23 protein-coding genes and 2 tRNA genes are annotated in these 26,662 nt (G+C 67.8%); 11 read left to right on the top strand and 14 right to left on the bottom strand.

The genetic code is table 11. From position 1 onward, the window contains the following. Nucleotides 1-25: 25 nt before the first annotated feature. On the bottom strand, nucleotides 26-205 hold the full coding sequence (locus tag F0344_RS17845) for a hypothetical protein (protein ID WP_185299730.1): 180 nt from the start codon (nucleotides 203-205) through the stop codon (nucleotides 26-28). 244 nt (nucleotides 206-449) lie between these two features. Next, nucleotides 450-522: transfer RNA gene (locus F0344_RS17840), tRNA-Ala, on the bottom strand. Nucleotides 523-693: 171 nt separating this feature from the next. Between F0344_RS17840 and F0344_RS17835 the strand changes: the two genes are divergently transcribed. Both F0344_RS17835 and F0344_RS17830 read left to right on the top strand, forming a co-directional pair. After that, entirely contained in the window at nucleotides 694-1,242 is a 549-nt protein-coding gene (locus tag F0344_RS17835) for a helix-turn-helix domain-containing protein (RefSeq protein ID WP_185299729.1), read from the top strand. 72 nt (nucleotides 1,243-1,314) lie between these two features. Then, nucleotides 1,315-2,787: a serine/threonine protein kinase gene (locus tag F0344_RS17830; RefSeq protein WP_185299728.1), complete on the top strand. Its 1,473-nt coding sequence runs from the start codon at nucleotides 1,315-1,317 to the stop codon at nucleotides 2,785-2,787. Between the two features lie 118 nt (nucleotides 2,788-2,905). On the opposite strand, the gene F0344_RS17825 is transcribed toward F0344_RS17830, so the two are convergent. The 3 genes from F0344_RS17825 to F0344_RS35155 all read right to left on the bottom strand — a co-directional run bounded on the left by F0344_RS17825 (nucleotide 2,906) and on the right by F0344_RS35155 (nucleotide 6,499). Continuing rightward, nucleotides 2,906-4,249 (bottom strand): hypothetical protein, encoded by a 1,344-nt coding sequence (locus F0344_RS17825; RefSeq protein WP_185299727.1) that lies wholly within the window; start codon nucleotides 4,247-4,249, stop codon nucleotides 2,906-2,908. After that, the gene (locus tag F0344_RS17820; protein WP_185302745.1) at nucleotides 4,246-6,126 is read right to left on the bottom strand and encodes a vWA domain-containing protein; all 1,881 of its coding nucleotides are present in this window, start codon (nucleotides 6,124-6,126) and stop codon (nucleotides 4,246-4,248) included. Before F0344_RS17820 ends, F0344_RS17825 begins: the two co-directional genes overlap by 4 nt. Before the next feature lie 238 nt (nucleotides 6,127-6,364). Further along, nucleotides 6,365-6,499: a DLW-39 family protein gene (locus F0344_RS35155; RefSeq protein WP_003958712.1), complete on the bottom strand. Its 135-nt coding sequence runs from the start codon at nucleotides 6,497-6,499 to the stop codon at nucleotides 6,365-6,367. Nucleotides 6,500-6,771: 272 nt separating this feature from the next. Between F0344_RS35155 and F0344_RS17810 the strand changes: the two genes are divergently transcribed. After that, the gene (locus F0344_RS17810; RefSeq protein WP_185299726.1) at nucleotides 6,772-7,128 is read left to right on the top strand and encodes a DUF6344 domain-containing protein; all 357 of its coding nucleotides are present in this window, start codon (nucleotides 6,772-6,774) and stop codon (nucleotides 7,126-7,128) included. A gap of 295 nt (nucleotides 7,129-7,423) precedes the next feature. Here F0344_RS17810 and F0344_RS17805 read toward each other — a convergent pair. The 9 genes from F0344_RS17805 to dnaA form a co-directional block, all read right to left on the bottom strand. Further along, nucleotides 7,424-7,500, bottom strand: a tRNA-Ile gene (locus tag F0344_RS17805). 70 nt (nucleotides 7,501-7,570) lie between these two features. Next, a complete protein-coding gene (locus tag F0344_RS17800; RefSeq protein WP_185299725.1) occupies nucleotides 7,571-8,152 on the bottom strand; it encodes a DUF3566 domain-containing protein in 582 nt (193 codons plus the stop codon). Nucleotides 8,153-8,257: 105 nt separating this feature from the next. Further along, the gene (gene gyrA, locus F0344_RS17795) at nucleotides 8,258-10,873 is read right to left on the bottom strand and encodes a DNA gyrase subunit A (protein WP_185299724.1); all 2,616 of its coding nucleotides are present in this window, start codon (nucleotides 10,871-10,873) and stop codon (nucleotides 8,258-8,260) included. 46 nt (nucleotides 10,874-10,919) lie between these two features. Next, the gene (gene gyrB, locus F0344_RS17790) at nucleotides 10,920-12,989 is read right to left on the bottom strand and encodes a DNA topoisomerase (ATP-hydrolyzing) subunit B (RefSeq protein WP_185299723.1); all 2,070 of its coding nucleotides are present in this window, start codon (nucleotides 12,987-12,989) and stop codon (nucleotides 10,920-10,922) included. A 400-nt stretch (nucleotides 12,990-13,389) separates the two neighbouring features. Beyond that, entirely contained in the window at nucleotides 13,390-14,010 is a 621-nt protein-coding gene (locus tag F0344_RS17785; protein ID WP_258049987.1) for a DUF721 domain-containing protein, read from the bottom strand. Beyond that, nucleotides 14,007-15,137 (bottom strand): DNA replication/repair protein RecF, encoded by a 1,131-nt coding sequence (gene recF, locus F0344_RS17780; RefSeq protein ID WP_185299722.1) that lies wholly within the window; start codon nucleotides 15,135-15,137, stop codon nucleotides 14,007-14,009. The genes F0344_RS17785 and recF overlap by 4 nt, the downstream gene beginning before the upstream one ends. A gap of 69 nt (nucleotides 15,138-15,206) precedes the next feature. Beyond that, nucleotides 15,207-16,085: a phosphogluconate dehydrogenase (NAD(+)-dependent, decarboxylating) gene (gene gnd / locus F0344_RS17775; protein WP_185299721.1), complete on the bottom strand. Its 879-nt coding sequence runs from the start codon at nucleotides 16,083-16,085 to the stop codon at nucleotides 15,207-15,209. Nucleotides 16,086-16,216: 131 nt separating this feature from the next. Continuing rightward, entirely contained in the window at nucleotides 16,217-17,347 is a 1,131-nt protein-coding gene (gene dnaN, locus F0344_RS17770) for a DNA polymerase III subunit beta (RefSeq protein WP_185302742.1), read from the bottom strand. A 1,000-nt stretch (nucleotides 17,348-18,347) separates the two neighbouring features. Then, a complete protein-coding gene (gene dnaA / locus F0344_RS17765) occupies nucleotides 18,348-20,129 on the bottom strand; it encodes a chromosomal replication initiator protein DnaA (RefSeq protein ID WP_185299720.1) in 1,782 nt (593 codons plus the stop codon). A gap of 382 nt (nucleotides 20,130-20,511) precedes the next feature. On the opposite strand from dnaA, the gene rpmH reads away from it, so the two are divergent. The 8 genes from rpmH (at nucleotide 20,512) to F0344_RS17725 (ending at nucleotide 26,505) form a co-directional block, all read left to right on the top strand. Continuing rightward, nucleotides 20,512-20,649, top strand: coding sequence for a 50S ribosomal protein L34 (gene rpmH / locus F0344_RS17760; protein WP_055512249.1), 138 nt, complete (start codon nucleotides 20,512-20,514; stop codon nucleotides 20,647-20,649). Nucleotides 20,650-20,668: 19 nt separating this feature from the next. Continuing rightward, nucleotides 20,669-21,040, top strand: coding sequence for a ribonuclease P protein component (rnpA, locus tag F0344_RS17755; protein ID WP_185299719.1), 372 nt, complete (start codon nucleotides 20,669-20,671; stop codon nucleotides 21,038-21,040). Next, nucleotides 21,037-21,396 (top strand): membrane protein insertion efficiency factor YidD, encoded by a 360-nt coding sequence (yidD, locus tag F0344_RS17750; RefSeq protein ID WP_185299718.1) that lies wholly within the window; start codon nucleotides 21,037-21,039, stop codon nucleotides 21,394-21,396. Before rnpA ends, yidD begins: the two co-directional genes overlap by 4 nt. A 3-nt stretch (nucleotides 21,397-21,399) precedes the next feature. Continuing rightward, the gene (yidC, locus tag F0344_RS17745) at nucleotides 21,400-22,677 is read left to right on the top strand and encodes a membrane protein insertase YidC (protein ID WP_185299717.1); all 1,278 of its coding nucleotides are present in this window, start codon (nucleotides 21,400-21,402) and stop codon (nucleotides 22,675-22,677) included. Between the two features lie 14 nt (nucleotides 22,678-22,691). Further along, entirely contained in the window at nucleotides 22,692-23,201 is a 510-nt protein-coding gene (locus F0344_RS17740) for a Jag family protein (RefSeq protein WP_185299716.1), read from the top strand. 109 nt (nucleotides 23,202-23,310) lie between these two features. Then, nucleotides 23,311-24,027 carry a 16S rRNA (guanine(527)-N(7))-methyltransferase RsmG gene (gene rsmG, locus F0344_RS17735; protein ID WP_185299715.1) on the top strand — a complete coding sequence of 239 codons (717 nt, stop codon included), beginning with the start codon at nucleotides 23,311-23,313 and terminating at the stop codon, nucleotides 24,025-24,027. 304 nt (nucleotides 24,028-24,331) lie between these two features. After that, nucleotides 24,332-25,408 (top strand): ParA family protein, encoded by a 1,077-nt coding sequence (locus F0344_RS17730; protein WP_185299714.1) that lies wholly within the window; start codon nucleotides 24,332-24,334, stop codon nucleotides 25,406-25,408. After that, complete coding sequence (locus F0344_RS17725) at nucleotides 25,405-26,505, top strand: ParB/RepB/Spo0J family partition protein (RefSeq protein ID WP_185299713.1); 1,101 nt, start codon at nucleotides 25,405-25,407, stop codon at nucleotides 26,503-26,505. The genes F0344_RS17730 and F0344_RS17725 overlap by 4 nt, the downstream gene beginning before the upstream one ends. The last annotated feature ends 157 nt before the right edge of the window (nucleotides 26,506-26,662 follow it).

Genomic DNA, 26,662 nt, shown 5'->3' with positions numbered 1-26,662 from the left:
CCCATGAGGCTCCCCAGCCAACCAGTCATGGCCCGTGCGCAGAGCCGTCGACCCGTGTCGGACTTAAACCTACGACTTCTTCGCCCAGCCGGGTTTCGATCAAGATCACCATCGGGTCACCCTGGGCCGGGTTCTCCACCGTCTGATTCACGAACTTCTTCGACCTGACACGCACGCCCACGCGACTGGCGCTGATCGCGGTCATGCTGGCCAACCTGGTGATGGTCGTCGCCCCGCACGAGGCATTTGGCGGCCGGGGCACCGCGCATCCCGGCTATGCCCAGGAGAACCACAGGAGAGCGAGACCCGGCAGGAAACCCCGAGATAACCCGGCTTTCGGGCCTCTGACCTCCTCTTGTCAACACCATCGCGTTGACGTATCAACACAGAAAATCGGGACAAAAAGCCCCCCAGACTGCGTATCCGCAGGTCAGAGGGATGTAGCGATGTGGAGCCTAGGAGATTCGAACTCCTGACATCTGCCTTGCAAAGGCAGCGCTCTACCAACTGAGCTAAGGCCCCGAAACGGGGACAGCACCGAACACGTCCGTGTCGCGGCGACCGTCGCAGAACAGAGTACCGGGTGACCCCCTGAAACCCGCAAAAGGATTAGGACTCCCGGTCGGCAAGCCCTCTCCGTAAGATGCACGACGAGGTTCGCAGCAGCGAAGCCGCAGCGAAGGGGAGACGCAAATGGACGCAGCGCAGCAAGAGGCGACGGCGAGAGCCAGAGAGCTTCAGCGCAGTTGGTACGGAGAGCCGCTGGGGGCGCTCTTCCGTCGGCTGATCGATGATCTCGGCCTGAACCAGGCCAGGCTCGCCGCGGTGCTCGGGCTGTCGGCTCCCATGCTCTCCCAGCTGATGAGCGGCCAGCGCGCCAAGATCGGCAACCCCGCGGTCGTACAGCGGGTCCAGGCCCTTCAGGAACTGGCCAGCCAGGTCGCGGACGGCAGTTTCAGTGCGGGAGAGGCGACCGACCGGATGGAAGAGATCAAGAAGTCACAGGGCGGGTCGGTCCTGACCTCCACCGGTCAGACCTCGACCACGGGCGGAGCACCTACCGTCAGGCGTGTCGTACGCGAGATCCAGTCCCTTCTGCGGTCGGTCGCCGCGGCGGGAGACATCATCGATGCGGCGGACTCCCTCGCCCCGACGCACCCGGAACTGGCAGAGTTCCTCAAGGTGTACGGCGCCGGGCGCACCGCGGACGCGGTAGCGCACTACGAAGGACACCAGAGCTGAGCAACCGGGCCGGGAGACGACTCCCTGGAACCGGGCACGAGCCGAAAATGAACTGGGAGCGGACGCAGCGCAATGGGTGAGGTCTTCGCTGGTCGGTACGAGCTGATCGATCCGATCGGACGCGGTGGGGTCGGCGCCGTCTGGCGTGCCTGGGACCACCGCCGTCGCCGCTATGTGGCGGCCAAGGTGCTTCAGCAGAGCGATGCTCACACGCTGCTGCGTTTCGTACGCGAGCAGGCCCTGCGGATCGAGCACCCCCATGTGCTGGCGCCCGCGAGCTGGGCCGCCGACGACGACAAGGTCCTGTTCACCATGGACCTCGTCAGCGGCGGTTCGCTGGCCCATGTCATCGGCGACTACGGCCCGTTGCCCCCGCGCTTCGTCTGCATGCTCCTCGACCAGCTGCTCTCCGGGCTGTCCACGGTGCACGCGGAAGGTGTCGTGCACCGCGACATCAAGCCGGCCAACATCCTCATGGAGGCCACCGGGGCCGGCAGGCCGCATCTGCGGCTCTCCGACTTCGGTATCTCGATGCGCAAGGGCGAGCCCCGGCTGACCGAGACCAACTACGTCGTGGGAACCCCCGGTTACTTCGCGCCCGAGCAGATGATGGGCGCCGAGCCGGACTTCCCCGCCGACCTGTTCGCGGTCGGGCTCGTCGCGCTCTATCTGCTCCAGGGCAAGAAGCCCGACTCCCAGGCGCTCGTCGAGCACTTCGCCTCGTACGGCACTCCCAGTGCTCCGCAGGGAATCCCCGAGCCGCTGTGGCAGGTCCTCGCCGGTTTGCTGCAACCCGACCCGCAGGCCCGCTTCCGGACGGCCACGGGCGCGCGCAAGGCCCTCACGGCGGCAGTCGAAATGCTGCCCGAGCCGGGCGAGGGCGAGGAGCCGGTAGAGGTCTTCGACCAGATCGGACCGCTGCCGGCCGGATTCGGCCCCGCAGGCCCCCTCACCGGGGGCCAGGCAGCCGCCCGGACAGCCGCCCAGTCGCCCGCGCAGACGCCTCTCCAGGCCGTAACTCCGCAGCCTGCGCCCCAGAACGCCCGGCAGGACGCACAGGCCCCGCAGAACTCCGCCCAGCAGCCGAACGCACAGCAGCCGTACCCGCAGACCTACTCCCCGGCTTCCGGTGCGCAGCCGCCGGGCACGCCCACGCCCGTCCCCGCCCCCATGTCGGAGACCGGCAGCTTCCACCTCGCGCCGCCTCCCCGGCAGACCACGCCACCACCTCCCCCGGCTCAGGCGACCATCCCGCACCCTCCGCTCCAGACGCATCCTGGCTCCCCCTTCCCCGCCGCCACGCCGGATCTCGCCCAGGCCCCCGCCACCGCGGCGCAGCACGATCCGTCTCCTACTCGTGCTTACACCGCCCAACACCCGCAGGTTCCGCATCCCGGCGCGCCGATCTCGACGGCCGCCACCCCGCACCACGGCCCGCCCGCCCGCCAGACGCGTCCGGGACCGCCCCCGAAGGTGGCGATCCCGGTCCTGCTCGTCGCTCTGCTCTGTTTCGCGGCGGGCATCTGGGCGCTGACCCAAATCTGACCCGCAGGTTTGAACCCCAGGCCTGACCTCCAGGCCTGAACCCGCGGACCGAATCCGCCGACGGCCGAATCCGCCGACCTGGCCCGCACGCGGGAGCCCTCCGCCCGGAGCCCCCGCCCTACCAGGACTGCGGCGGCGGACCACCGTACGGCGGCTGCGGCCCGCCCGCTCCCGGCGGAACAACGGCAGGAACCGTGCGGCGCCTGGCCAGCAGCGTCCACGCCCCCAGCCCGAGCACCAGCACGGTTCCCGCGCCGATCCCGGCTGCGGCCACCAGCCGCATCGTGCCGCTCCGAGCCGCCTGCGGGGCGCTCTGCCCGCTCTGCGCCATGTCCTTGTCCTCGTCGCTGACACCGAAGATGCCGGCCGCACCCGCGTACGGCGACTCCTTCGCCTCATTGCGGACGCTGACCTTCAACCGCAGCGGAAGCGGCTTGTCGCCGTAGAACTTCGAGATTTCCGGGCTCAGCGTCACCGACAGGTAGTACCAGCCTGCGAAGCGCATGGCGCTGACGTCGGACGCGGGGTCGAACCGGTTCCGGTAGTCCACCGGAGGCAGCGGTGCCAGCGCGACGGAGGCGGATTCTCCTGAGTAGGAGAGCGTCTCGCTGTCGACATGGCCCTGGGCCGGGTTCTCCAGTGACAGCGCGAGCGCATTGCCCAGATACTCGGTCGACCTGCTGTTGTTGCTGAGCGCGGCGCTGGCGAAGATCTGCTGTCCCCAGTCCACCGGGACCCGGTAGAAACGCGTCTGCCCGGCGGCGATGTCGTCCTGCCACTCACCGGTCACCAGACCGGTGGCGTCGTGGAAACTGCTGCCGCCGGCCCTCTTCCGCTTACCCGTGGGAGGGGTGGGCGAGGCCGATGACCAGTTCTCCGGCGCAACGGTCGCCTGTGCGTCGGCGGCCTTCGCCTCCGGTTCCGAGGCGTAGCGCAGTTCCAGGTCCCACTCGGCGGGGGACGAGGTCGCGGTGCTCTTCCGCTCGATCAGTACGTTGTACTCACCGCCTTCGCGGCAGGTGCTGTTGCCCTTCTCGACGATCCGGTGCGCGTACGCGGCGATCGGGCGGGCGAATTCCGCCGGGCCGAAGTTCGCGTCCTCCGCACTGCACTGCGTGTCGTCGATGTCCCTGATGCTGATGGTGATGCCGTCCCCGTAGGCGACCTTGCCGCCCGCCTCGGGCACCACCACCGCGGAGACGTAGGCGCTGGTCGCGTCGTCGAGGTTCAGCCGGTAGTAGAGCTTCTGGCCCGGCTTGATCGCACTCCGGTAGACCGAACCGGACGTCAGCTCCGACGCCTCGGCGTTGGTCTCCGCCCCCGGTACCTTCTTCGCGTCGGGGTCGAAGGCGTACGGAGCCGGTTCGTCGGCCGCGTGCGCCTGCCCCGGCAGCGCCGCCACCGCGCACATCGCCGCGATGGACGCGAGCGTCACCCGGCCCCTGTTGCGCTGCCTTTTCACGCGCTTCCCCTCGTCGTCTGCGTGGCCGCCCTGCGCCGACTGCGTACGAACACGAGTCCCGCGATCACAGCCACCACGGCGCCCGCTCCGGCAGCGGCCGCGCTGCCGGTCCATCCTGCCCCGCCCGCCCCACCGATGTCTTCGGCCGCAGTGGAATTGCCTTGATTGTCCGCCTTCTTGCCGTGCTCGTCGCCGCCCTTGTCCGCCAGGGCGGGCGCACCGTGCTGCGGCCCGGCCAGTTCGTTCCCGAGTACCGCCACCCTCAGTACGAAGCCGATCCGCGGGTTCTCCGCGATCTCCGCGGCCTTCGCGCCCAGGGTCACGGCGATGTAGAAGTCGCCCTTGCTGTGCACGGGCCGGACGGCGGAGCCGTATTCGAAACGGTTGGTCCAGGCGACCGGCACCGACCCCATCCTGACCGCCGCCGGACGCCCGCTGTACAGCGTCGTCGGCGCGAACTCGCCGCCCTCCGTGCTGACGGGGAAGCGGGCCGGGGTGAACAGCTGCGTCCCGCCGTACGAATAGGTACCGGAAAACCCCTTCACCGTCGGCTCGTTGGCGAACTCCACGTCGTAGCGGACCTGCTGGCCCCACCCGGCAGGGACTCTGTACCAAAGGGTCTGCGCCGGCAGGACCCGGTCACGCCACACCCCTTCGCCCAGCTTCCTGGCGTCGTTGAAGCCGGTGCCGCCCCGCACGTCACGCGGGTCCCCGCTCGGCAGTACGGCAGTCTTGCCACCGGCCCCGTACTCCGACTGCGACTGGGCCGGAGTCACGCCACCGGCGAGCGGCGCCTCCACCCCGTACAGCAGCTCGACCGGCCAACGCGCCCCGTCCGAACCCTTCTTGCTCTTCCGCTCCGCCACGAGCCAGTACCGGCCCGCCTCGTCACAACGGCGGTTTCCGTCCACCGAACGGATACGGGAGACGGCCGAGGTCAGCGGGGTCGCCCCCTCCCGCTGGGAGAAGTGCTCGGTGCTGGTGACGCAGCCGCTGCCCGCGCCGTACACGATGGCGGTGCTCAGACCGTCGAACGTATCGACCGCCGCACCGGGCTGCGGCACGGCCGTCGCCGCGAAGTCCACCGTGGACACCGCGTCCAGGTCGACGGCGTAGTACCGCTTCTCACCCTGTCCGATCGTGTCCAGGTACTGCCCGGGCCTGAGCGTGGGAGCCCGGCCTACGGTGGCTCCGCCCGCGACCCGCTCACCCTTCAACCGGTACCCGTGCGCGGAGAGTTGTGCCGCCCGCTGGAGCTGCCTGGCCAGTGCGGCGGCATCCGGCGCGTCGTAGTACCGCCCGTTGCCCGCCCGCGCGACGCACTCCAGCTGCTCGCGGGCCGCGCCCTCGACCTGGAAGCCCACGGTGTCGATTCGCAGCCCCGTCCCGTCCTTTCCGAGCTGCTCGGCGACCTCGCAGGGCTTCGGCGTACCGCAGTTGTCCTCGCCGTCGGAGATCAACAGGACGGTACGCGTGCCGACGGCACCGCCGGAGGGCTCGGGAAGGTCCTCCGCGGCCTTCTGCAGGGACAGCCCGATGGGGGTGTCACCTCGGGGCCGTACAGCCGCCACAGCCGTCTGCACGGCGTCCCGGTCCAGCTTCTCGACCGGCCGTACGAGCCGGGTGTCCGTACAGCCCTGCGGGCGGTCGGCCCCGTAGACCCGGAGGCCGGTGGGATGCCCGTCGGGCAGGGCGTCGACCACCGTGCCGACGGCCGCGCGTGCGGACTCCATCCGGGTCCTGCCCGCGCCGTCGTCGTCGCCCATGGAACCGGACGAGTCGAGCACCATGACGAGACTGCTGCCGCCGGACCCACTCGTATCGCCGTCGACCGCCTGCGCCGACGCCGACGCCGCGACCGGCAGCGCCCCTGCCATCAGGGCGAGGAACGCCCCGCCGACCAACACCCCTGCTGCCGCAGCGCGGCGGTGCTCACGTGCCGTCACCCGTGCCCCCTAGACGGAAATCCCAGCTGATTTGCTCTCGCAAGCTAGCGATTTGCGTAGGTGAACTCAAGAGCATCACTGTCACGTTCCCGCAACGGCGGACACGCACCCCGGGCAGCACGAAGCCCCGGCCGCTCAGCGACCGGGGCCCGCAACGGACTGTTCCGTCTCACACACCCGAACCTGCGGGCACGGAGTCGGTCGCCTCCGTCCACAGATCCTGCTCGGCGCGATCCGCCTGGATCTGGCGGTACACGAGGAGCCCGCCGATGGCAGCCAGTGCGACCAGGAGAAGCTTCTTCACCGCGCGACCTCGTCTTTCCTTGGCGTAAGGGACTTCTGCCGATCGACTATACACACCGGCCGATACCGATCGGTGACCTGCCTGGAACACAACTGCGGCCCGGTCACCCACCTCACCCGACCGTCCAAATCGCCATTCTCCGGACCGGTTGCACCATACGAGTGGTGTTCATCCGAAGAACTGCGCGCCCGGGGCGTCGGTCGCCGAAATCGCGGGCCGAATCCACATCATCGGAAAGGTAAGCAAACCGGACCACCCGAAAGCGAGGGGCCATGAGCGCCCGCAGGATCAAGAGCATCTGGACCGCCTTCATCACCGCCTTCTTCGCGATCCTGGCGACGCTGGGTCTCGCCACCAGCCAGGCCACGGCCGCCGAGCCGACGGTCACGACCCACGAGCACACGGGTGCCACCGCGGCAACTCCGACAGCCCCGGCGGTCCGATGGACCCTTCCGCGCGACAGGGCGCTGCCACCCACGATGAAGCAGCGCATCCGCGCCGAGGCCCACGGCTCCTCGCCCGCCACCCGGCATCTGTCCGCCGACACGACGGACGCCACGCTCACCACGGACGGCACACGCACCACCCACGGCGCCCCGGCGAGCGACTCCTCACTTCTTCCGCCCTGACGGCACAGCGCGCGCTGAGAGCGCCGCGCGGAGGCCGGGAGCACCGAGCGGCACCCACGACCGACCCCCAGGGCCCCAGGTCCGGTTCACACCGGACAGGGGCCTTTTCCGTGCGCCCGCACCGCTGAGCTGATCCTTCGCCACCGGTCCCGCACCCGCTGATCCCGCACCACCACTGCCACACCCCCGGTGCCCCCGCAAGCCGGCATCGGCTGCCGCCCGCACCGGACAGCCAAGATCCCCTTGGAAACGGCAGAGGCCCCCAACCACGAATGGTTGGGGGCCTCTGCCGTACTGGTGGGGCTAACAGGATTTGAACCTGTGGCCTCATCCTTATCAGGGATGCGCTCTAACCAACTGAGCTATAGCCCCGCCGCGCTGTGCGCTGACTTCTGAAGATTAGCGCACGTCGGGGCCAGTCCCAAAATCGATACCTGGCGCGCTACTCGTCCTCGGCCAGAGTGAGCTCGACACCACCCACGAAGCCGGCCGACAAGTTGTAGATGAAGGCGCCCAGCGTCGCCAGCGCGGTGGCCAGCACCACGTCGATCACCGCGATGACCGAGGTGAAGACAAGCACCCGCGGCAGCGACAGGAACGACTGAAGATCGAAGCCGTTGCTCTCGTTCGAACCGGTGGCCTCGCTGATCGTGCCGCCCACGGTGGAGAAGACGCCCATCGCGTCCATCACCATCCACAGGACCGCGGCCGCGACCACCGTGCAGATGCCCAGTGCGATGGAGAGCAGGAAGCTCACCTTCATCACCGACCACGGATCGGCCTTGGCCACCCGCAGACGCGCCTTACGCGTTCGCGGAGTGGTCCGTGCGCCCGTCCGAGGACGGCGTGTGGCCTGCGATCCCCCCATGGTGCCGCCCCCGCCCTGTGTGCCGCCCGCAGGCGCCGCGTACGCCTGCGGCGGGTGGTAGGGACCCACAGGTCCCTGGGCGGGCTCACGCTCACCGGGCAACGGCCCGGTCGCATATCCCTCGTACTGGGGCTGTGGCCCCCGAGTGTCCGTCACAGTGCCCCCTTGGGAGTCCGTGGCAGGGCCACGGGCACCGTTCGCTCCATCTCCGGAAGCGGCCGAACCGGCGCCCGTGGCTCCACTCACGCTCTACTCCTCGTGCTACCCGGCCGAAGGCTCCGTGCCCCCGGCAGTGCCCTCGACCACGTTCTCGGCCGGAGCCTCGACCGTCTCGCCTTCGGCATCAACGGTCCCATCGACCTCTTCAGCCTCACGACCGGCCTCGGCGTTGCGCGCGATGCCGACGACGGCGTCACGCTTGCCCAGATTGATCAGTTGGACGCCCATGGTGTCACGGCCCGTCTCCCTGACTTCATTGACTCGCGTGCGAATCACACCACCGCCGAGCGTGATGGCGAGGATCTCGTCCGTCTCCTCCACCACCAGCGCACCGACGAGCAAGCCCCTGTCCTCCACGATCTTGGCAGCCTTGATACCCAGGCCGCCCCGACCCTGAACGCGGTACTCGTCGACGGGGGTCCGCTTCGCGTACCCGCCGTCGGTGGCAGTGAACACGAACGTACCCGGCCGGACAACATTCATCGAGAGCAGTTCGTCGCCCTCACGGAAACTCATGCCCTTCACACCCGAGGTGGCACGGCCCATAGGACGCAGCGCGTCGTCCGTCGCGGTGAACCTGATCGACTGGGCCTTCTTGCTGATGAGCAGCAGGTCGTCCTCGGCCGATACCAGCTCCGCACCGATCAGTTCGTCGTCGCTGCCGTCCTCCGTCTCCCGGAGGTTGATCGCGATGACGCCGCCGGAACGGGGCGAGTCGTAGTCCTTGAGCGCGGTCTTCTTCACGAGACCGCCCTTCGTCGCCAGGATCAGGTACGGCGCCGCGTCGTAGTCACGGATGGCCAGGATCTCGGCGATCTGCTCGTCCGGCTGGAAGGCCAGCAGGTTGGCGACGTGCTGACCGCGCGCGTCCCGGCCGGCGTCCGGAAGCTCGTACGCCTTCGCCCGGTAGACCCGGCCCTTGTTCGTGAAGAACAGCAGCCAGTGGTGCGTCGTCGACACGAAGAAGTGGTCGACGATGTCGTCTTCCCTGAGCTTCGTGCCGCGCACGCCCTTGCCGCCGCGCTTCTGCGAGCGGTAGTCGTCCGTCTTCGTGCGCTTCACATAGCCGCCGCGGGAGATCGTGACGACGATGTCCTCCTCGGCGATCAGGTCCTCGATGGACATGTCCCCGTCGAAGGGCACCAGCTTGGAACGCCGGTCGTCGCCGAACTTCTCGACGATCGCCGCCAGCTCCTCGCTGACGATCTGCCGCTGCCGCTCGGGCGACGCCAGGATCGCGTTGTACTCGTTGATCTTCGCCTGGAGCTCGTCGTGCTCGGCGGTGATCTTCTGGTGCTCCAGTGCGGCCAGCCGGCGCAGCTGCATCTCCAGGATCGCGTTCGCCTGGATCTCGTCGATCTCCAGGAGGCCCATCAGGCCCTCGCGGGCGATCTCCACCGTGTTGCTGCGCCGGATGAGTGCGATGACCTCGTCGATCGCGTTCAGCGCCTTGAGCAGACCGCGCAGGATGTGCGCCCGCTCCTCGGCCTTGCGCAGCCGGAACTTCGTACGCCGGACGATGACCTCGATCTGGTGCGTCACCCAGTGGCGGATGAACGCGTCGATCGACAGGGTGCGCGGCACACCGTCGACGAGCGCCAGCATGTTCGCGCCGAAGTTCGTCTGCAGGTCGGTGTGCTTGTAGAGGTTGTTCAGTACGACCTTGGCGACCGCGTCGCGCTTGAGCACGACGACCAGGCGCTGACCGGTGCGCGATGACGTCTCGTCACGGACGTCGGCGATGCCGCCGACCTTGCCGTCCTTCACCAGGTCGGCGATCTTCTGCGCGAGGTTGTCGGGGTTGGTCTGGTACGGAAGCTCGGTGACGACCAGGCACTGGCGGCCCTGGATCTCCTCGACCGCCACGACCGCGCGCATCGTGATGGAGCCGCGGCCCGTGCGGTACGCGTCCTCGATGCCCTTGCGGCCGACGACGAGCGCGCCCGTCGGGAAGTCGGGGCCCTTGATCCGCTCGAGCAGCGCGTCCAGCAGCTCCTCGTGCGAAGCCTCCGGGTGCTCCAGATACCACTGCGCACCGGCCGCGACCTCGCGCAGGTTGTGCGGCGGGATGTTGGTGGCCATACCAACCGCGATGCCCGCGGAGCCGTTGATCAGCAGGTTCGGGAACCGCGCCGGGAGGACGACCGGCTCCTGGTTACGGCCGTCGTAGTTGTCCTTGAAGTCGACGGTCTCCTCGTCGATGTCCCGGACCATCTCCATGGACAGCGGCATCATCTTGCACTCGGTGTACCGCATCGCCGCGGCCGGGTCGTTGCCCGGAGAACCGAAGTTGCCGTTGGAGTCCACGAGCGGCATGCGCATCGACCAGTGCTGCGCCAGTCGCACGAGCGCGTCGTAGATCGAGGAGTCGCCGTGCGGGTGGTAGGTACCCATGACGTCACCGACGACGCGGGCGCACTTGTAGAAGCCCTTCTCGGGCCGGTAGCCGCCGTCGTACATCGCGTACAGCACACGGCGGTGGACGGGCTTCAGACCGTCCCGCACGTCCGGCAGGGCACGCGACACGATGACGGACATCGCGTAGTCGAGGTAGGAGCGCTGCATCTCCGTCTCGAGCCCGACGGGCTCGACACGCATACCGATGCCCGGGACAGCGGGCTCCTCGTCGGGCATCACAGGGGTGTTCTCGTCGGCCATTGCTGGTCAAAGTCCTTTCGCACTGCGGCTTGCTTGTACGGCCGACTCAGATGTCGAGGAAACGGACGTCCTTGGCGTTGCGCTGGATGAACGAGCGCCGTGCCTCGACGTCCTCGCCCATCAGCACCGAGAACAGGTCGTCGGCCTGCGCCGCGTCGTCCAGGGTGACCTGGCCGAGGACCCGGTGGTCCTGGTCCATCGTGGTGATGCGCAGCTCCTCGGCGTTCATCTCGCCGAGGCCCTTGAAGCGCTGGATCGAGTCTTCCCGGGTCCGCTTGCCGTTCTGCTTGCCGAGCTCGACGAGGGCGTCGCGCTCGCGGTCCGAGTACGCGTACTCGAAGTCGTCCCGGCCCCATTTGATCTTGTAGAGCGGCGGGCGCGAGAGGTAGACGTGCCCCGCCTCGACCAGCGGCCGCATGAAGCGGAACAGGAACGTCAGCAGCAGGGTGTTGATGTGCTGGCCGTCGACGTCGGCGTCCGCCATCAGAATGATCTTGTGATAGCGGAGCTTCTCGATGTCGAAGTCCTCGTGGACCCCGGTTCCGAAGGCCGAGATGAGGGCCTGGACCTCGGTGTTCTGCAGGATCTTGTCGATCCGGGCCTTCTCGACGTTCAGGATCTTGCCTCGGATCGGCAGGATGGCCTGGTACATCGGGTTACGACCGGACTTCGCCGAACCACCGGCGGAGTCACCCTCGACGATGAAGATCTCGCACTTCGTCGGGTCGTTCGACTGACAGTCGCTGAGCTTGCCCGGCAGCGAGGCGCTCTCCAGGAGCCCCTTGCGGCGGGTCAGGTCGCGGGCCTTGCGGGCCGCCACGCGGGCGGTCGACGCGGCGATGCCCTTACGGATGATGTCGGCGGCCTCGTTCGGGTTCCGGTCGAACCAGTCCGTCAGCTGTTCGTGGACGACCTTCTGCACGAAGGTCTTGGCCTCCGTGTTGCCCAGCTTGGTCTTCGTCTGGCCCTCGAACTGCGGCTCGCCCAGCTTCACCGAGATGATCGCCGTCAGACCCTCGCGGACGTCCTCACCCGTGAGGTTGTCGTCCTTCTCGCGCAGCAGCTTCTTGTCGCGCGCGTACCGGTTGACCAGAGAGGTCAGCGCCGCACGGAAGCCCTCCTCGTGCGTACCCCCGTCATGCGTGTGGATCGCGTTGGCGAAGGAGTAGACCCCCTCCGTGTACTGCGTGTTCCACTGCATCGCGATCTCGGCCGAGAGGAGTCGCTCCTTGTCCTCGGCCTCGATGTCGATCACCGACTGGTGAATGACGTCGCCCTTGCGGGAGTTCAGGTACTTCACGAAGTCGACGATGCCGTCCTCGTAGTGGTACGTGACCGTCCGGGTCGTCTCCTCCTCGGGGACGTCGACCGCCTCGACGCTGTCCGCGCCCACCGTCGCCTTCGCCGACTCGCGCTCGTCCGTCAGCTTGAGAGTGAGGCCCTTGTTGAGGAACGCCATCTCCTGGAAGCGGCGCGAAAGGGTCTCGAAGGAGTACTCGGTCGTCTCGAAGACGTCCCCGTCGGCCCAGAAGGTGACGGTCGTACCGGTCTCGTCGGTGGCCTCGTGACGCGCCAGCGGGGCCGTCGGGACACCGAGCTTGTAGTCCTGGGTCCAGCGGTAGCCGTCCGTCTTGATCTCCACGGCCACCCGTGTGGACAGGGCGTTGACCACGGAGACACCGACGCCGTGCAGACCGCCGGACACGGCGTAGCCGCCGCCTCCGAACTTTCCGCCCGCGTGCAGCACGGTGAGCACGACCTCGACGGCCGGCTTGCCCTCGGACGGCACGATGCCGACCGGGATGCCGCGGCCGTTGTCGATGACGCGCACCCCGCCGTCGGCGAGGATCGTGACGTCGATGGCGTCCGCGTGCCCGGCCATCGCCTCGTCGACCGAGTTGTCGACAACCTCCTGCACGAGGTGGTGGAGACCGCGCTCACCGGTGGAACCGATGTACATGCCAGGCCGCTTGCGGACCGCGTCCAGGCCCTCGAGCACCGTGATCGCACTGGCGTCGTACGAGGACGTGACCTCGCCGTTCTCACCGGTTGTGGACGGGTTGTTCTGGTTGGGGTTGCCGGAATCGGCCACGAAGCGCCCTTTCTGGCACAGCACAGGCCGTTCTCCGGACAGGCGGGAGCGGCTGCGTCGTTCGGCTTGTATCGACGAATCCCGCACAGGGACGGGATTACTCACCAGTCTACCGGTAGCGCCGACACGAATGGGGGTTTGCCGGTACCTGAGTCCCCATGTGCCGCCCTGAACCGGAGCCTGCCGACTCCCCATATCCGGGAAGGGGGCTGAGGAGGCTCACACGGGCATTGAGCGCTTCGGCCTGTCAACCTCTCGCTACGGTGAGGGACGCCGCAGATCCACAGTCGGCCGCGAACCTGTGCATAACACCGCACCCCGGGAGCAGCGGGCAGCGCCCCGAGGGGAGAACTGCCGGGCGCCACTCAGCGAAAAGCCCCGGCACAGGCCGGGGCACACTCGCTGCGGAGCGGGAAACGCCAGCTCAGCCGTACGTATCCCCGGGGCCCTTGCTTCCCGGCGCCCGCAGGGGTCCGAAGCGACGCTGCGGGCCCGTCGGCCCCTGCACCTTGATCACACGCACCGTGCCGTGCCCGAGATCCGCGTTCAACCGGGCCACCAGCTGCGGAGCCAGCAGCCGCAGCTGCGTCGCCCACGCCGTCGAATCGCACTGCACGGTCAGCACACGCTCGGCCGGAGCCTCGTCGTACCGCAGGGGCACACAGTGATTCGCCAGATCGTCGCCCACGATCTGCGGCCACCGCCCCATCACCCCACCCACCGCCGCGGGCGTCTCCCACCCGCGCTCGGTGATCAGCCGGTTGATCGCCGAACCCAGCGACAACGGATCACGACCGTCCGACCGCGCCCCCGACCGCAGACCACCACCGCGCCTGGCCTGCTTCTTCTGCTGCGCCGCAGCGCCACGCGCACGTGCCTGCTCCTTGGCCGCACGAAGGGCCACCCGTGCCAGGTCGACCCCGGAGACCTCCGGCTGCTTCGCCACCCGTTCCCGTACATCCGGCTCACCCACGGAATCCAGCGAGGGCTCGGCAGCGCCCGGACCGGGACCCGAGACCCCCGACATCCTTCTAAGGCTGCTCATACCCGCTCCACACCGCCCTCGGACACTTCGTACCGCGTACCCGCGAGCACGCCCGGGACGTCGTCGTCCACGGCGGCCGTCACCAGCACCTGCTCACCCTGGGCCACCAGCTCCGCCAGCCGCTCCCGGCGCCGCGCGTCCAGCTCCGCGAACACGTCGTCCAGGATCAGCACCGGCTCGTTGCCCTCGGAGCGCAGCAGCTCGTACGAGGCCAGGCGCAGCGCCAGCGCGTACGACCAGGACTCGCCATGACTCGCGTAACCCTTCGCCGGCATCCCGCGCAGCCCGAGCAGAAGATCGTCACGGTGCGGACCGACCAGGGTCACGCCCCGCTCGATCTCCTGCTTACGGACCTCCGCGAGCGCCGCGATCACCTGCTCGTACAGCTCGTCACGGGTCCGTGCGGGCTCCACCCCGGCGCCGATCGAGCTGCGGTACTCCAGGGTCACGGGTCCGCCGCCCGGGGCGACATCGCCGTACGCCTTGTCCGCGAGGGGCTCCAGAGTCGCGATCAGGTCCAGCCGCTGCGCGAGCAGCTCGGCACCGACCCGGCCCAGATGCTGGTCCCAGACGTCCAGCGTCGACAGGTCCATCGAACGGCCACCGTGCCTGCGTGCCATCGCCGCGGACTTCAGCAGGGTGTTGCGCTGCTTCAGCACCCGCTCGTAGTCGGAACGGACCCCGGCCATCCGCGGCGATCGCGCCGTGACCAGTTCGTCGAGGAAGCGGCGGCGCTCCCCGGGATCACCCTTCACCAGGGCAAGATCCTCGGGAGCGAACAGCACGGTGCGTACGATGCCCAGTACGTCACGGGGTCTGACCTGCGAAGACCTGTTGATCCGGGCGCGGTTCGCCCGCCCCGGATTGAGTTCGAGCTCGATCAGCTGTGAACGCTCGCCCTGGGTGACGGCGGCCCGGATCACGGCCCGCTCGGCTCCCATCCGCACGAGCGGCGCATCGGACGAGACACGATGGCTGCCGAGTGTCGAGAGATAGCCGATGGCCTCGACGAGATTCGTCTTGCCCTGGCCGTTGGCCCCCACGAACGCGGTGACGCCCGGGTCGAGAGGAACCTCGACCCGGGCGTACGAGCGGAAGTCGGCCAGCGAGAGATGCGTGACATGCATGTGCGCCGACCTCCCGATTTCCTGCTCCGAGCCGGTACTGCTCGAACTGCTTCTTGATCGTTTCTTGATCTACTTCTTGTTCTCGACCGCGTGGCCGCCGAACTGGTTGCGCAGCGCGGCGATCATCTTCATCTGCGGGGAGTCCTCCTGGCGCGAGGCGAACCGCGCGAAGAGAGACGCGGTGATCGCGGGCAGCGGCACCGCGTTGTCGATGGCGGCCTCCACCGTCCAGCGGCCCTCTCCGGAGTCGGCGGCGAACCCACGCAGCTTGTCGAGGTGCTCGTCGTCGTCCAGCGCGTTGACCGCCAGGTCGAGCAGCCAGGAACGGATGACCGTGCCCTCCTGCCAGGAGCGGAAGACCTCGCGCACGTCGGTGACGGAGTCGACCTTCTCCAGGAGCTCCCAGCCCTCGGCGTAGGCCTGCATCATGGCGTACTCGATGCCGTTGTGGACCATCTTCGCGAAGTGGCCGGCGCCGACCTTGCCCGCGTGCACGGAGCCGAACTCACCCTCGGGCTTGAGGGCGTCGAAGATCGGCTGGACCTTCGCGACGTTCTCGGCGTCGCCGCCGTACATCAGCGCGTAGCCGTTCTCAAGGCCCCAGACACCGCCGGAGACTCCGCAGTCGACGAAGCCGATGCCCTTGATGCCCAGCTCGACGGCGTGCTTCTCGTCGTCCGTCCAGCGGGAGTTCCCGCCGTCGACCACGATGTCGCCGGGCGACAGCAGGGCCGACAGCTCGTCGACGGTGGACTGGGTCGCGGCGCCCGCCGGGACCATCACCCAGATGACCCGCGGGCCCTTGAGCTTGCCCACGAGCTCTTCGAGGCTCTGGACGTCGGAGACATCCGGGTTGCGGTCGTAACCGATGACGGTGTGGCCTGCGCGGCGGATGCGCTCGCGCATGTTGCCGCCCATCTTGCCGAGGCCGACGAGACCGAGCTCCATCAGAGATTCCTTAAGCGTTGTGCCGATTCGTACCCAAGGCCGAGCCTACGCCCGGCAGGGGACAGCGCGGCGGGCCTGCTCAGCGTCGAGCGAGCCCGCCGGGTGCTGCCGTGAAGGGTCCGATCGCCGGATCAGCCGGAGAGGCGGACCGGCATGATCAGGTACTTGTACGCGTCGTTCGCCTCCGCGTCGACGGCCGGCCGGCCGCTCAGCAGGGCGGGCTTGGTGGACGTCGTGAAGGAGAGCTGTGCGACCGGGGAGTCGATCGCGCTGAGTCCGTCCAGCAGGAACGTCGGGTTGAAGGCGATCGAGATGTCGTCACCGTCGAGCACGGCGTCGACGCGCTCCACAGCCTGTGCATCGTCGCTGGAACCCGCCTCCAGGATCAGCACACCCTGCTCGAAGCTGAGGCGCACCGGGGTGTTCCGCTCGGCGACGAGGGCCACACGCTTGACGGCCTCGACGAAGGGGGCGGTCTCGATGACCGCGACCGAGTTGAACTCGGTGGGGAACAGCGTCCGGTACTTCGGCAGGTCGCCTTCGAGCAGCCGCGTGGTCGTACGCCGGCCCGCGCCCTCGAAACCGATCAGACCTTCACCGGCACCGGAACCGGACAGCGCGAGCGTGACCGTGTCACCGCTGGTCAGTGCCTTGGCCGTGTCCAGGAGCGTCTTGGCGGGCACGAGGGCCACCGCCGAGACGTCCGGGTTCTCCGGCTTCCACAGGAACTCACGGACCGCGAAACGGTAGCGGTCGGTGGAGGCGAGGGTGACGGTGTCGCCCTCGATCTCGATCCGCACCCCGGTGAGGACGGGCAGCGTGTCGTCCCGGCCCGCCGCGATGGCCACCTGGGCGGCGGCCGATGCGAAGACCTCACCGGCAACGGTGCCGGTCGCTGTGGGCATCTCCGGCAGCGCCGGGTACTCCTCCACAGGAAGGGTGTGGAGTGTGAATCGCGAGGAGCCGCAGACCACGGTCGCCCGTACACCGTCTGTGGAAATCTCCACCGGCCGGTTCGGAAGGGCGCGGCAGATGTCGGCGAGCAGCCGGCCGGAGACGAGCACCGTGCCGTCCTCGTCGACCTCCGCGTCCACCGAGACCCGTGCCGAGACCTCGTAGTCGAAGCTCGAGAAGCTGAGGGCTCCGTCCTCGGCCTTCAGGAGAAGGCCCGCGAGAACGGGGGCCGGCGGACGGGCCGGGAGGCTCCGGGCCACCCAGGCCACCGCCTCCGCGAGTACATCGCGCTCCACCCGGATCTTCACCGGAACCGCCTCCTGCTGTTGCTCGCTCGCCCTGCTGGCCTTCGTCGTCTGGTCGGGTCTTCCTGCCGTGGGGCTGGGGAGGACGCCGGGGTCCAGTCTGACGTACGGCACCGACACTCGTTGCTGCTCGGGGTCAAGTCGCGAGAAGCGGTCCGGAGCGGTCCGGCCGAAGTTATGCACAGGCCCCACTTCGAAGCGGATTCCTGGCTAACTATGTGTGGCAGTAGTAGTAGGGCCTGTGGAAACCGTGGATAACCTCGTTTTCGCAGGTCAGGCCCGGTTTTTTGTCCACCGACCCTGTGGGCGGCACCGGTGGACAACTAAGGGGTTCTGTGGACACACGAAAGTTCTGCACACCCGGTACACAGGAGACGGTCACTTCTCCCCAGGGCCGTCCCCAGCTTTACCCCGGTTGCCCACAGCCCAACCGACCCCCTTGGTGTGACGCCTTTCACTCCGGACGGTGAGAGGGCATGTCGGGTTGCCGAACAGTGGACAGGGGTGTGGAGAAGCTGGGGACAACATCATCCAGCCTGTGGGCCGACGGTGGACAACCCCAACGGCCCCCTGTGGACAAATAAGTTGTCCACAGGCTGTGGATCATCGTTGACCACAAATCCCCAGCCACCTGACCTGGTCTGATGAACTATCGACAGTCCTACCTGTGGACGCATTATGGACAACTTTGTAGTCCCCAGGCTGTGGACGGCGGATTACCCGCAGATCTGTGGAGAAGTGCCTTCCACGAGGGGCTATTCGAACAGCGAAAGCGCGGAGGAGCTGCCCGGTCGCCGTTCGCGAGGGGTTTCGAGCGGCTCCGGAGGCATCTTCAGCGCCCAACGGAGCCCTCTGCGGCCGCGTGACGGGCCTCCTCCGGCCCTCTTTCGGTCCCTTGCCGGTCTCTCCCCGTCCCTGTCTCCACGACGAAGGGCGCCCCAGGAGGACCGAAAACGGCCTCCCGGGGGCGCCCTTCGTCGTACGGAGCCGAGTCCCCGGCTCGTCAGCTGTTCTTGATGCGGTTGGTGAGCTCGGTGACCTGGTTGTAGATGGAGCGCCGCTCCGCCATCAGCGCACGGATCTTCCGGTCCGCGTGCATCACCGTCGTATGGTCACGGCCGCCGAACTGGGCGCCGATCTTCGGCAGGGACAGGTCCGTCAGCTCACGGCACAGGTACATGGCGATCTGTCGGGCGGTCACCAGCACGCGACTGCGCGAGGATCCGCAGAGGTCCTCCACCGTCAGGCCGAAGTAGTCGGCGGTCGCCGCCATGATGGCCGGCGCGGTGATCTCGGGGGCCGCGTCCTCACCGCCCGGGATCAGATCCTTCAGTACGCCCTCGGTCAGGCCGAGGTCGACCGGCTGCCGGTTGAGGCTGGCGAAGGCGGTCACCCGGATCAGGGCGCCCTCCAGCTCCCGGATGTTCCGCGAGATGCGGGAAGCGATGAACTCCAGCACCTCGGGCGGGGCGTTGAGCTGCTCCTGGACCGCTTTCTTACGGAGGATCGCGATGCGCGTCTCCAGCTCGGGCGGCTGCACATCGGTCGTCAGGCCCCACTCGAAACGGTTGCGGAGCCGGTCCTCGAGGGTCACCAGCTGCTTGGGCGGCCGGTCCGAGGAGAGCACGATCTGCTTGTTCGCGTTGTGGAGCGTATTGAAGGTGTGGAAGAACTCCTCCTGCGTCGACTCCTTGCTCGCCAGGAACTGGATGTCGTCGACGAGCAGGATGTCCACATCGCGGTATCGCTTGCGGAAGGTGTCGCCCTTGCCGTCGCGGATCGAGTTGATGAACTCGTTGGTGAACTCCTCCGAGCTCACGTACCGCACCCGGGTCCCCGGATAGAGGCTCCGCGCGTAGTGCCCGATGGCGTGCAGCAGGTGGGTCTTGCCGAGCCCCGACTCCCCGTAGATGAAGAGGGGGTTGTACGCCTTCGCGGGGGCCTCGGCGACGGCCACGGCCGCGGCGTGCGCGAATCGGTTCGACGCACCGATGACGAAGGTGTCGAAGAGGTACTTCGGGTTCAGCCGGGCCTGCGGTTCGCCGGGACGCGATGAGGGCGAGGACTGCCCGCCCATCGTGCCGGGATGGCCGCCGCGTCCAGTGCCGGGGCCGTTCTGGCGGTGCTGGGGCTGAGACTCCTGCATGTCGTGACGGTCGGGTCGCTGCTGCTCGTATCCCTGGCGCTCCGGCGGCTGGGGACGGTAGTCGTGCTGCGGCTGCTGGGGGCGCGGGTTCGCGTACGGGTCGCGGTCCTGATAGCCGCCATGCCGGGGCTGCTGCCAGGACAGGTCGTCCTGGGTCCGCGGCCAGGCGCCGGGCTCGGGACGCTGCTGCTGGTAGTCCGGGTAGGCCGGCCGGGCCGTGGGCATGCCGTCGTCGGAGGGCCGGCGGCCGTAATTGTCGTAGGCGTCGTCGTGCTGGGGCTCGTCGCGCTGCCCCTGGTAGAGATGCGACTGCTGGCCCTGGTGCGACTGATGCATCGGGGGTGCCGGCGGGGACGGCGGTTCGCCCGCCGAGTCGTCGACGGTGATCGCGATTCGGATCGGACGGCCGCACTCACGGGTGAGCGTCTCGCTGATGAGCGGCGCGAGCCGGCCCTCCAGGACGCGCTTGCCCCATTCGTTCGGCACGGCGAGCAGTGCGGTGTCGGCGACCAGGGCCAGGGGCTGGCAGCGCTCGATCCACTGCTTGTCCTTCGGCTCGATGCCCTGCTGCCCCTCCCCGAGCAGTTGCTCCAGCACGCGTGGCCACACTGCGGCAAGATCGGCAGGTACGTCAGCCACAGGGCACGCTCTCTCGCAGGTCCCACGAATGTGTGGTTCTCGGGACGGGATGGGTCGGGTCGGGTGAGGCCCGGCAGTCGGGAAGGAAAAGAACCGGAGTTCATCCACGGTAGTCAGGCCGACCCGAACGGTTCAAGTTGTTGTCCACAGGCTGTGCACAGCGGGGGGTCGCGCGGGGCCGGTTTGACCGGATGGCGCAGCCGCGCGTACCGTGACCAGGTCGAGTTGTCGATGGCTGCTGCCGCCTGCCTCCGATGGGCAAAGATCACGATCGTGTGATCGTGAAGCGGTGCACTGAAGGCGTTTACGCGAGTTCCTCGTGGGCGCACGGTGACAGCCAGGCGATGTCCCGCCAATCCACGATCATTTCTGGAGCCCCCGAGTGAGCAAGCGCACCTTCCAGCCGAACAACCGTCGTCGTGCCAAGACCCACGGTTTCCGCCTGCGTATGCGTACCCGTGCCGGCCGTGCGATTCTTGCGAACCGCCGTGTCAAGGGCCGCAGCAGCCTGTCCGCCTGATCGCTAACAGGTCCATGACGTGCTGCCTACCGAGAATCGGCTGAGGCGGCGCGAGGACTTCGCGACCGCGGTACGACGAGGACGCCGGGCTGGTCGCCCGCTACTTGTCGTCCATCTGAGCAGCGGTTCAACGGACCCGCACGTGACTGGGGAGAGTGCTCCCCCGCCGCGTGCGGGTTTCGTTGTCAGCAAAGCTGTGGGTGGAGCGGTCGTACGCACAGCGGTGAAGCGAAGGCTTCGCCATCTGGTCCGCGAACGGCTGGCTCAGCTGCCCCCCGGTAGCCTTGTTGTCGTACGAGCGCTGCCCGGATCGGGCGACGCCGAGCATGCCCAGCTGGCCCGAGACCTGGACGCCGCCCTTCAGCGGCTACTGGGAGGGGGCGCGCGATGAAGTACCCGCTGCTGGCTCTCATCAAGCTGTATCAGTGGACGATCAGCCCGCTTCTCGGGCCTGTCTGCCGCTACTACCCGTCGTGTTCCCACTATGGATATACGGCGATCGACCGGCACGGTGCGATCAAGGGAACAGCGCTGACCGCCTGGCGCATCCTTCGGTGCAACCCGTGGTCACCCGGCGGTGTGGACCATGTTCCGCCGCGCAAACGTCCGCGCTGGCACGAACTGCTGCGCAGCTCTTCGCGCGGTGGCAAGGGCGGGGACTCCGCCGCTGATGTGCCGTCCGGAGGGTCGGTCTCCGAACCCCTCAGCCCGGCCACAGAGACCTCGTCCAAAGCTCAAGGAGCCTGATTAGTGGACACGATTGCCAGTCTGTTCAGCTTCATCACCTGGCCTGTTTCCTGGGTCATCGTCCAGTTCCACAAGGTCTACGGCGCGCTCTTCGGTGATGACACGGGGTGGGCCTGGGGCCTGTCCATCGTGTCCCTGGTGGTCCTGATCCGGATCTGTCTGATCCCGCTTTTCGTCAAGCAGATCAAGTCCACCCGGAACATGCAGGTGCTCCAGCCGAAGATGAAGGCGATCCAGGAGCGCTACAAGAACGACAAACAGCGTCAGTCCGAAGAGATGATGAAGCTGTACAAGGAGACGGGTACCAACCCGCTCTCCTCGTGCCTTCCCATCCTGGCGCAGTCACCGTTCTTCTTCGCCCTGTACCACGTGCTGTCGTCCATCGCCTCGAACAAGAAGATCGGCGAAATCGACCAGTCGCTGCTCGACAGCGCGCGTCAGGCACACATCTTCGGCGCTCCGCTGGCCGCGAAGTTCATGGACACCGAAGAGAAGGTCCAGGCGCTCGGTGCCTCGCTGATGGACGTCCGTGTCGTCACGGCCGTCATGATCGTGATGATGTCGGCCTCGCAGTTCTTCACGCAGCGCCAGCTGATGACGAAGAACGTCGACCTGACGGTGAAGACCCCGTACATGCAGCAGCAGAAGATGCTGATGTACATCTTCCCGATCATCTTCGCCGTGATGGGCATCAACTTCCCCGTCGGTGTCCTTGTCTACTGGCTGACCACCAACGTCTGGACCATGGGTCAGCAGATGTACGTGATCAACCAGAACCCGACTCCGGGCAGCAAGGCGCAGGAGCAGTACCTGGGGCGTGTGCTGAAGAGTGTCACCGCTCATGGGCAGGTACGCGGGCGGACGCGGCGCAACACGGTCAAGCGGGTCGTGGCCAAGGGCACGGAGCGTAACGACATCGAGCGCAAGTTCATCACGGGTCTGGCCAAGCTGGGTCTCGCGGCCCAGGAGGACGGCACCGTCGCCAAGAGCGACGCCGCGATCGCCGAGGCCGAGGGTGCTCCCGCGCCGAAGCGTCAGCAGCCCAAACGCCAGACGAAGGCGAAGCGCCACACGGGTGCCGCCCAGTCCGGTGCGGCCAAGGAAGCCGACTCCACCGAGCCGGAGGCCAAGACCTCGCTGGAGAAGCGGGACGCCTCGCAGGACGCAGCACAGGACGACCAGCCGAAGACGGCGGGCAAGCCCGCTTCCGGCTCCTCACGCCAAGCCAAGTCCGGACAGCGCAAGGGCCCGCAGCGGCCCAAGCACCCGTCCAAGAAGTAAGAAGGAGTCCATCCGTGACGGAAGGCACCGTGACCGCGGCCGCTGAGGGCAGCGACACTCTGACCCGCCTTGAGCAGGAGGGTGAGATCGCGGCTGATTACCTTGAGGGCCTGCTCGACATCGCTGACCTCGACGGCGATATCGACATGGACGTAGAGGCTGACCGGGCGGCTGTTTCGATCATCAGCGAGTCCGCACGCGATCTGCAGAAGCTGGTCGGGCGCGACGGTGAGGTCCTGGAGGCGCTTCAGGAGCTGACGCGTCTCGCTGTCCACCGGGAGACCGGCGACCGCAGCCGTCTGATGCTGGACATCGGCGGTTTCCGGGCTCAGAAGCGTGAGGTTCTCGCCGCGCTGGGCGCCAAGGCCGCGGACGAGGTCAAGAGCTCCGGTGAGCCGGTGAAGCTGGATCCCATGACGCCGTTCGAGCGCAAGGTCGTGCATGACGCGATCGCGGCAGCAGGTCTCCGCAGCGAGTCCGAGGGCGAGGAGCCGCAGCGCTTCGTCGTCGTTCTGCCGGCCTGACCGGATCCTTGTACTGTCGGCCCCGTCTGTTCGCAGGCGGGGCCGATCTTTGTCAGCCTGATAGTCAGCCACCCACAGTGCGCTAGTGCGGTACGGAAGGACGGTCCCCGTGACGGAGGCAGCAGAGCTCCCCCAGGTGCCTGAGGAGGCGCAGGCGGTATTCGGTGAGCTCTTCCCAGAGGCTGTCCGATACGCGGAACTGCTTGCGGACGCGGGGGTCACGCGCGGGCTGATCGGCCCTCGCGAGGTACCGCGGCTGTGGGAGCGCCACCTGCTGAACTGTGCGGTGCTCTCCGAGGTGGTTCCGGAAGGTGTCACGGTCTGCGACGTGGGCTCCGGGGCGGGTCTTCCCGGCATCCCGCTGGCTCTGGTGCGGCCCGACCTGAAGATCACCTTGCTGGAGCCGCTGTTGCGGCGGACCAACTTTCTTCAGGAGGTCGTCGAGCTGCTGGGGCTTGATCACGTGACGGTCGTGCGGGGCAGGGCGGAAGAAGTCCTCGGCACCCTGCAGCCGGTCCATGTCGTGACGGCTCGCGCCGTGGCTCCGCTCGACCGACTTGCCGGCTGGGGCGTTCCGTTGCTGCGGCCGTACGGGGAGATGCTTGCGCTCAAGGGTGATGCCGCCGAGGAGGAGATCAACGGAGCCCGCGCTGCGCTCAGCAAGCTCGGAGTGGTGGAGACCGAGGTGCTGCACGTAGGGGAGGGCGTGGTCGATCCGACGACCACGGTGGTACGCGTGGTGGTGGGAGAGAGTCCCGGCGGTGTGAGGTTCGCCGCAAAGAGGGCCAAGGCGGCGAGGGTCAGCCGCACCCGCCGACGCCGCTGAGCGGCGGCCCGGACACGGTCATGACTGACCGTTTCCGGGCTTTACGTACAGTTCGTGCTTTCTGTCGGTGATGCTCCATACAAGCAGCCATACGTACCTGGTGCGGAGTGTCGTAGAAGGCTGACGGCGCTTCGCGGGCATCGTGTTTCACGTGAAACGTCGCTCTCTGCTGCAGGGAATCATCAGCCGCGGTCGTGCGGCTGCCACGCCGCGCGACCGCAAGCTCGTACGGGTTGCCGAGTTGTCCACAGAAGTGGATTCATCCACAGAAGAGCGGGCCTCGCTGGTTCACGACCCCGAAAGCATGGCAGGCTCTGCTCATTGCGAGCCTGAAGTCGAGGAGAGTGAATCCTTGCGGTCCGACGCCAACATCGCGGGACCGATGACCGATCCGGTCCCCGGTCCCCGAACCGAGTCTGCGGGGGACGGTGTTTCACGTGAAACACCGCCTCCGATGGACGACACACCCATCGGTCGTGCGGCCCAGCTGGCGGTTGAGGCCCTCGGCCGCGCCGGCGAGGGGCTGCCCCGACCTGACCAGACGCGGGTCATGGTGGTGGCCAACCAGAAGGGTGGGGTAGGCAAGACGACCTCCACGGTCAACCTTGCGGCAGCCCTGGCACTTCACGGTGCTCGCGTCCTGGTGGTCGACCTCGACCCGCAGGGGAACGCCTCCACGGCTCTGGGGATCGACCACCACGCCGAAGTCCCCTCCATCTATGATGTCCTGGTCGACAGCAGGCCGCTCTCCGAAGTGGTCCAGCCCGTCCCGGACATCGAAGGTCTCTTCTGTGCCCCTGCCACCATTGATCTCGCCGGTGCGGAGATCGAGCTGGTGTCACTGGTGGCACGCGAGAGCCGACTGCAGCGGGCGATCCAGGCGTATGAGCAGCCGCTCGACTACATCCTCATCGACTGCCCACCCTCGCTCGGCCTCCTGACGGTCAACGCCCTCGTCGCCGGTGCCGAGGTCCTGATCCCCATCCAGTGCGAGTACTACGCGCTGGAGGGGCTGGGTCAGCTCCTGAGGAACGTCGACCTGGTACGAGGACATCTCAACCCGGATCTGCACGTGTCGACGATCCTGCTCACCATGTACGACGGCAGGACGCGGCTGGCTTCCCAGGTTGCGGAGGAGGTGCGCACCCACTTCGGCAAGGAAGTGCTGCGGACCAGCATTCCGCGGTCGGTGCGTATCTCCGAGGCGCCGAGCTACGGGCAGACGGTGCTGACGTACGACCCGGGTTCCAGCGGTTCCTTGTCGTACCTCGAGGCGGCCCGCGAGATCGCCTTGAGGGGCGTCGGGGTGCACTACGAGGCACAGCATGCCCGGACGGGCAGTCAGAACAGCCAGCAGAGGGTTTCGGAGGGCATTCAGTGAGTGAGCGTCGTAGAGGGCTGGGACGTGGGCTCGGTGCGCTGATCCCCGCTGCACCGCAGGAGCGACAGGTCGGGTCCCTCGGGTCCGGGCCGGGCGCGAATCATGTACGCACCGCCGAGCGGGGTGTGGCCGCGGCCAAGGTGACCACGTTGCCGACTGCGCCGGTGGTGCCGGAGCCCAGTGCTCCTGTCGCCGAGCCGGAGGCGGCAGCCGAGATGCGGGATGCGGCCGGAGCGTACTTCGCCGAGGTTCTTCTGGGGTCGATCACCCCGAACCCCAAGCAGCCACGTGAGGTGTTCGACGAGGACGCGCTTGCCGAGCTGGTCACCTCGATCAAGGAGGTGGGTCTCCTCCAGCCCGTCGTGGTGCGAAAGGTGGCGGACGACCGCTACGAGCTCATCATGGGCGAGCGGCGCTGGAGGGCGTGTCGTGAGGCAGGTCTGGAGCGGATTCCCGCGATCGTGCGGGCGACCGACGACGAGAAGCTCCTTCTCGACGCTCTCCTGGAGAACCTTCACCGTGCCCAGCTGAATCCCCTGGAAGAGGCGGCGGCGTACGACCAGCTGCTGAGGGACTTCAAGTGCACGCACGATCAGCTGGCTGACCGGATCGGCCGGTCCCGTCCGCAGGTCTCCAACACACTGCGGCTTCTGCGGCTCTCACCGCCGGTGCAGCGCCGGGTCGCGGCAGGCGTGCTGTCGGCCGGTCACGCACGGGCCCTGCTCTCGGTGGACGACTCGGAGGAGCAGGACCGACTGGCCCACCGCATCGTCGCTGAAGGGCTGTCGGTGCGGGCCGTGGAGGAGATCGTGACTCTGCTGGGGTCCACCCCTGCGAGTTCCGCCAAGCCGAAGGGGCCACGTGCGGGCGGCCGGCTGTCCCCGGCTCTGAGGGATCTGGCGACTCGGCTCTCGGACCGCTTCGAGACGCGGGTAAAGGTCGACCTCGGTCAGAAGAAGGGCAAGATCGTCGTCGAGTTCGCCTCGATGGAGGATCTGGACCGCATTCTCGGCAGCCTCGCCCCGGGTGAGGGGCGTGTGCTGGACCGGGTACTCGCCGAAGAGCCCGCCGAGGGCGCCGAGGGCGACGAGGACTGACCGTTCGGATCGAACCGAGGGCGGGCCGGGGCCGGGCATGTGCCGGACCACGGTCCGCCCTTTGCTCTCTCCCGGTTTCCGTGGCACGTCTGGGTGGATACGATTCGTTTTGGTATGGCGCACTCACCTTGATGCCACCTCGGAGGAGGTCGTGGGT

This window comes from Streptomyces finlayi, from assembly GCF_014216315.1.
Classification (GTDB): domain Bacteria; phylum Actinomycetota; class Actinomycetes; order Streptomycetales; family Streptomycetaceae; genus Streptomyces; species Streptomyces finlayi_A.
Note: the sequence above shows the minus strand (reverse complement) of the source record. Positions and strands in the feature narration are given on the sequence as shown.

Coding starts and splice junctions, on each gene's coding strand:
- F0344_RS17820 (WP_185302745.1), bottom strand. CDS start 6,126: ATGGCAGGGGCGCTGCCGGTCGCGGCGTCGGCGTCGGCGCAGGCGGTC.
- recF (WP_185299722.1), bottom strand. CDS start 15,137: ATGCATGTCACGCATCTCTCGCTGGCCGACTTCCGCTCGTACGCCCGG.
- F0344_RS17835 (WP_185299729.1), top strand. CDS start 694: ATGGACGCAGCGCAGCAAGAGGCGACGGCGAGAGCCAGAGAGCTTCAG.
- F0344_RS17810 (WP_185299726.1), top strand. CDS start 6,772: ATGAGCGCCCGCAGGATCAAGAGCATCTGGACCGCCTTCATCACCGCC.
- F0344_RS17830 (WP_185299728.1), top strand. CDS start 1,315: ATGGGTGAGGTCTTCGCTGGTCGGTACGAGCTGATCGATCCGATCGGA.
- gnd (WP_185299721.1), bottom strand. CDS start 16,085: ATGGAGCTCGGTCTCGTCGGCCTCGGCAAGATGGGCGGCAACATGCGC.
- gyrA (WP_185299724.1), bottom strand. CDS start 10,873: ATGGCCGACGAGAACACCCCTGTGATGCCCGACGAGGAGCCCGCTGTC.
- F0344_RS17730 (WP_185299714.1), top strand. CDS start 24,332: ATGGCAGGCTCTGCTCATTGCGAGCCTGAAGTCGAGGAGAGTGAATCC.
- F0344_RS17845 (WP_185299730.1), bottom strand. CDS start 205: ATGACCGCGATCAGCGCCAGTCGCGTGGGCGTGCGTGTCAGGTCGAAG.
- yidD (WP_185299718.1), top strand. CDS start 21,037: ATGAAGTACCCGCTGCTGGCTCTCATCAAGCTGTATCAGTGGACGATC.
- F0344_RS17785 (WP_258049987.1), bottom strand. CDS start 14,010: ATGAGCAGCCTTAGAAGGATGTCGGGGGTCTCGGGTCCCGGTCCGGGC.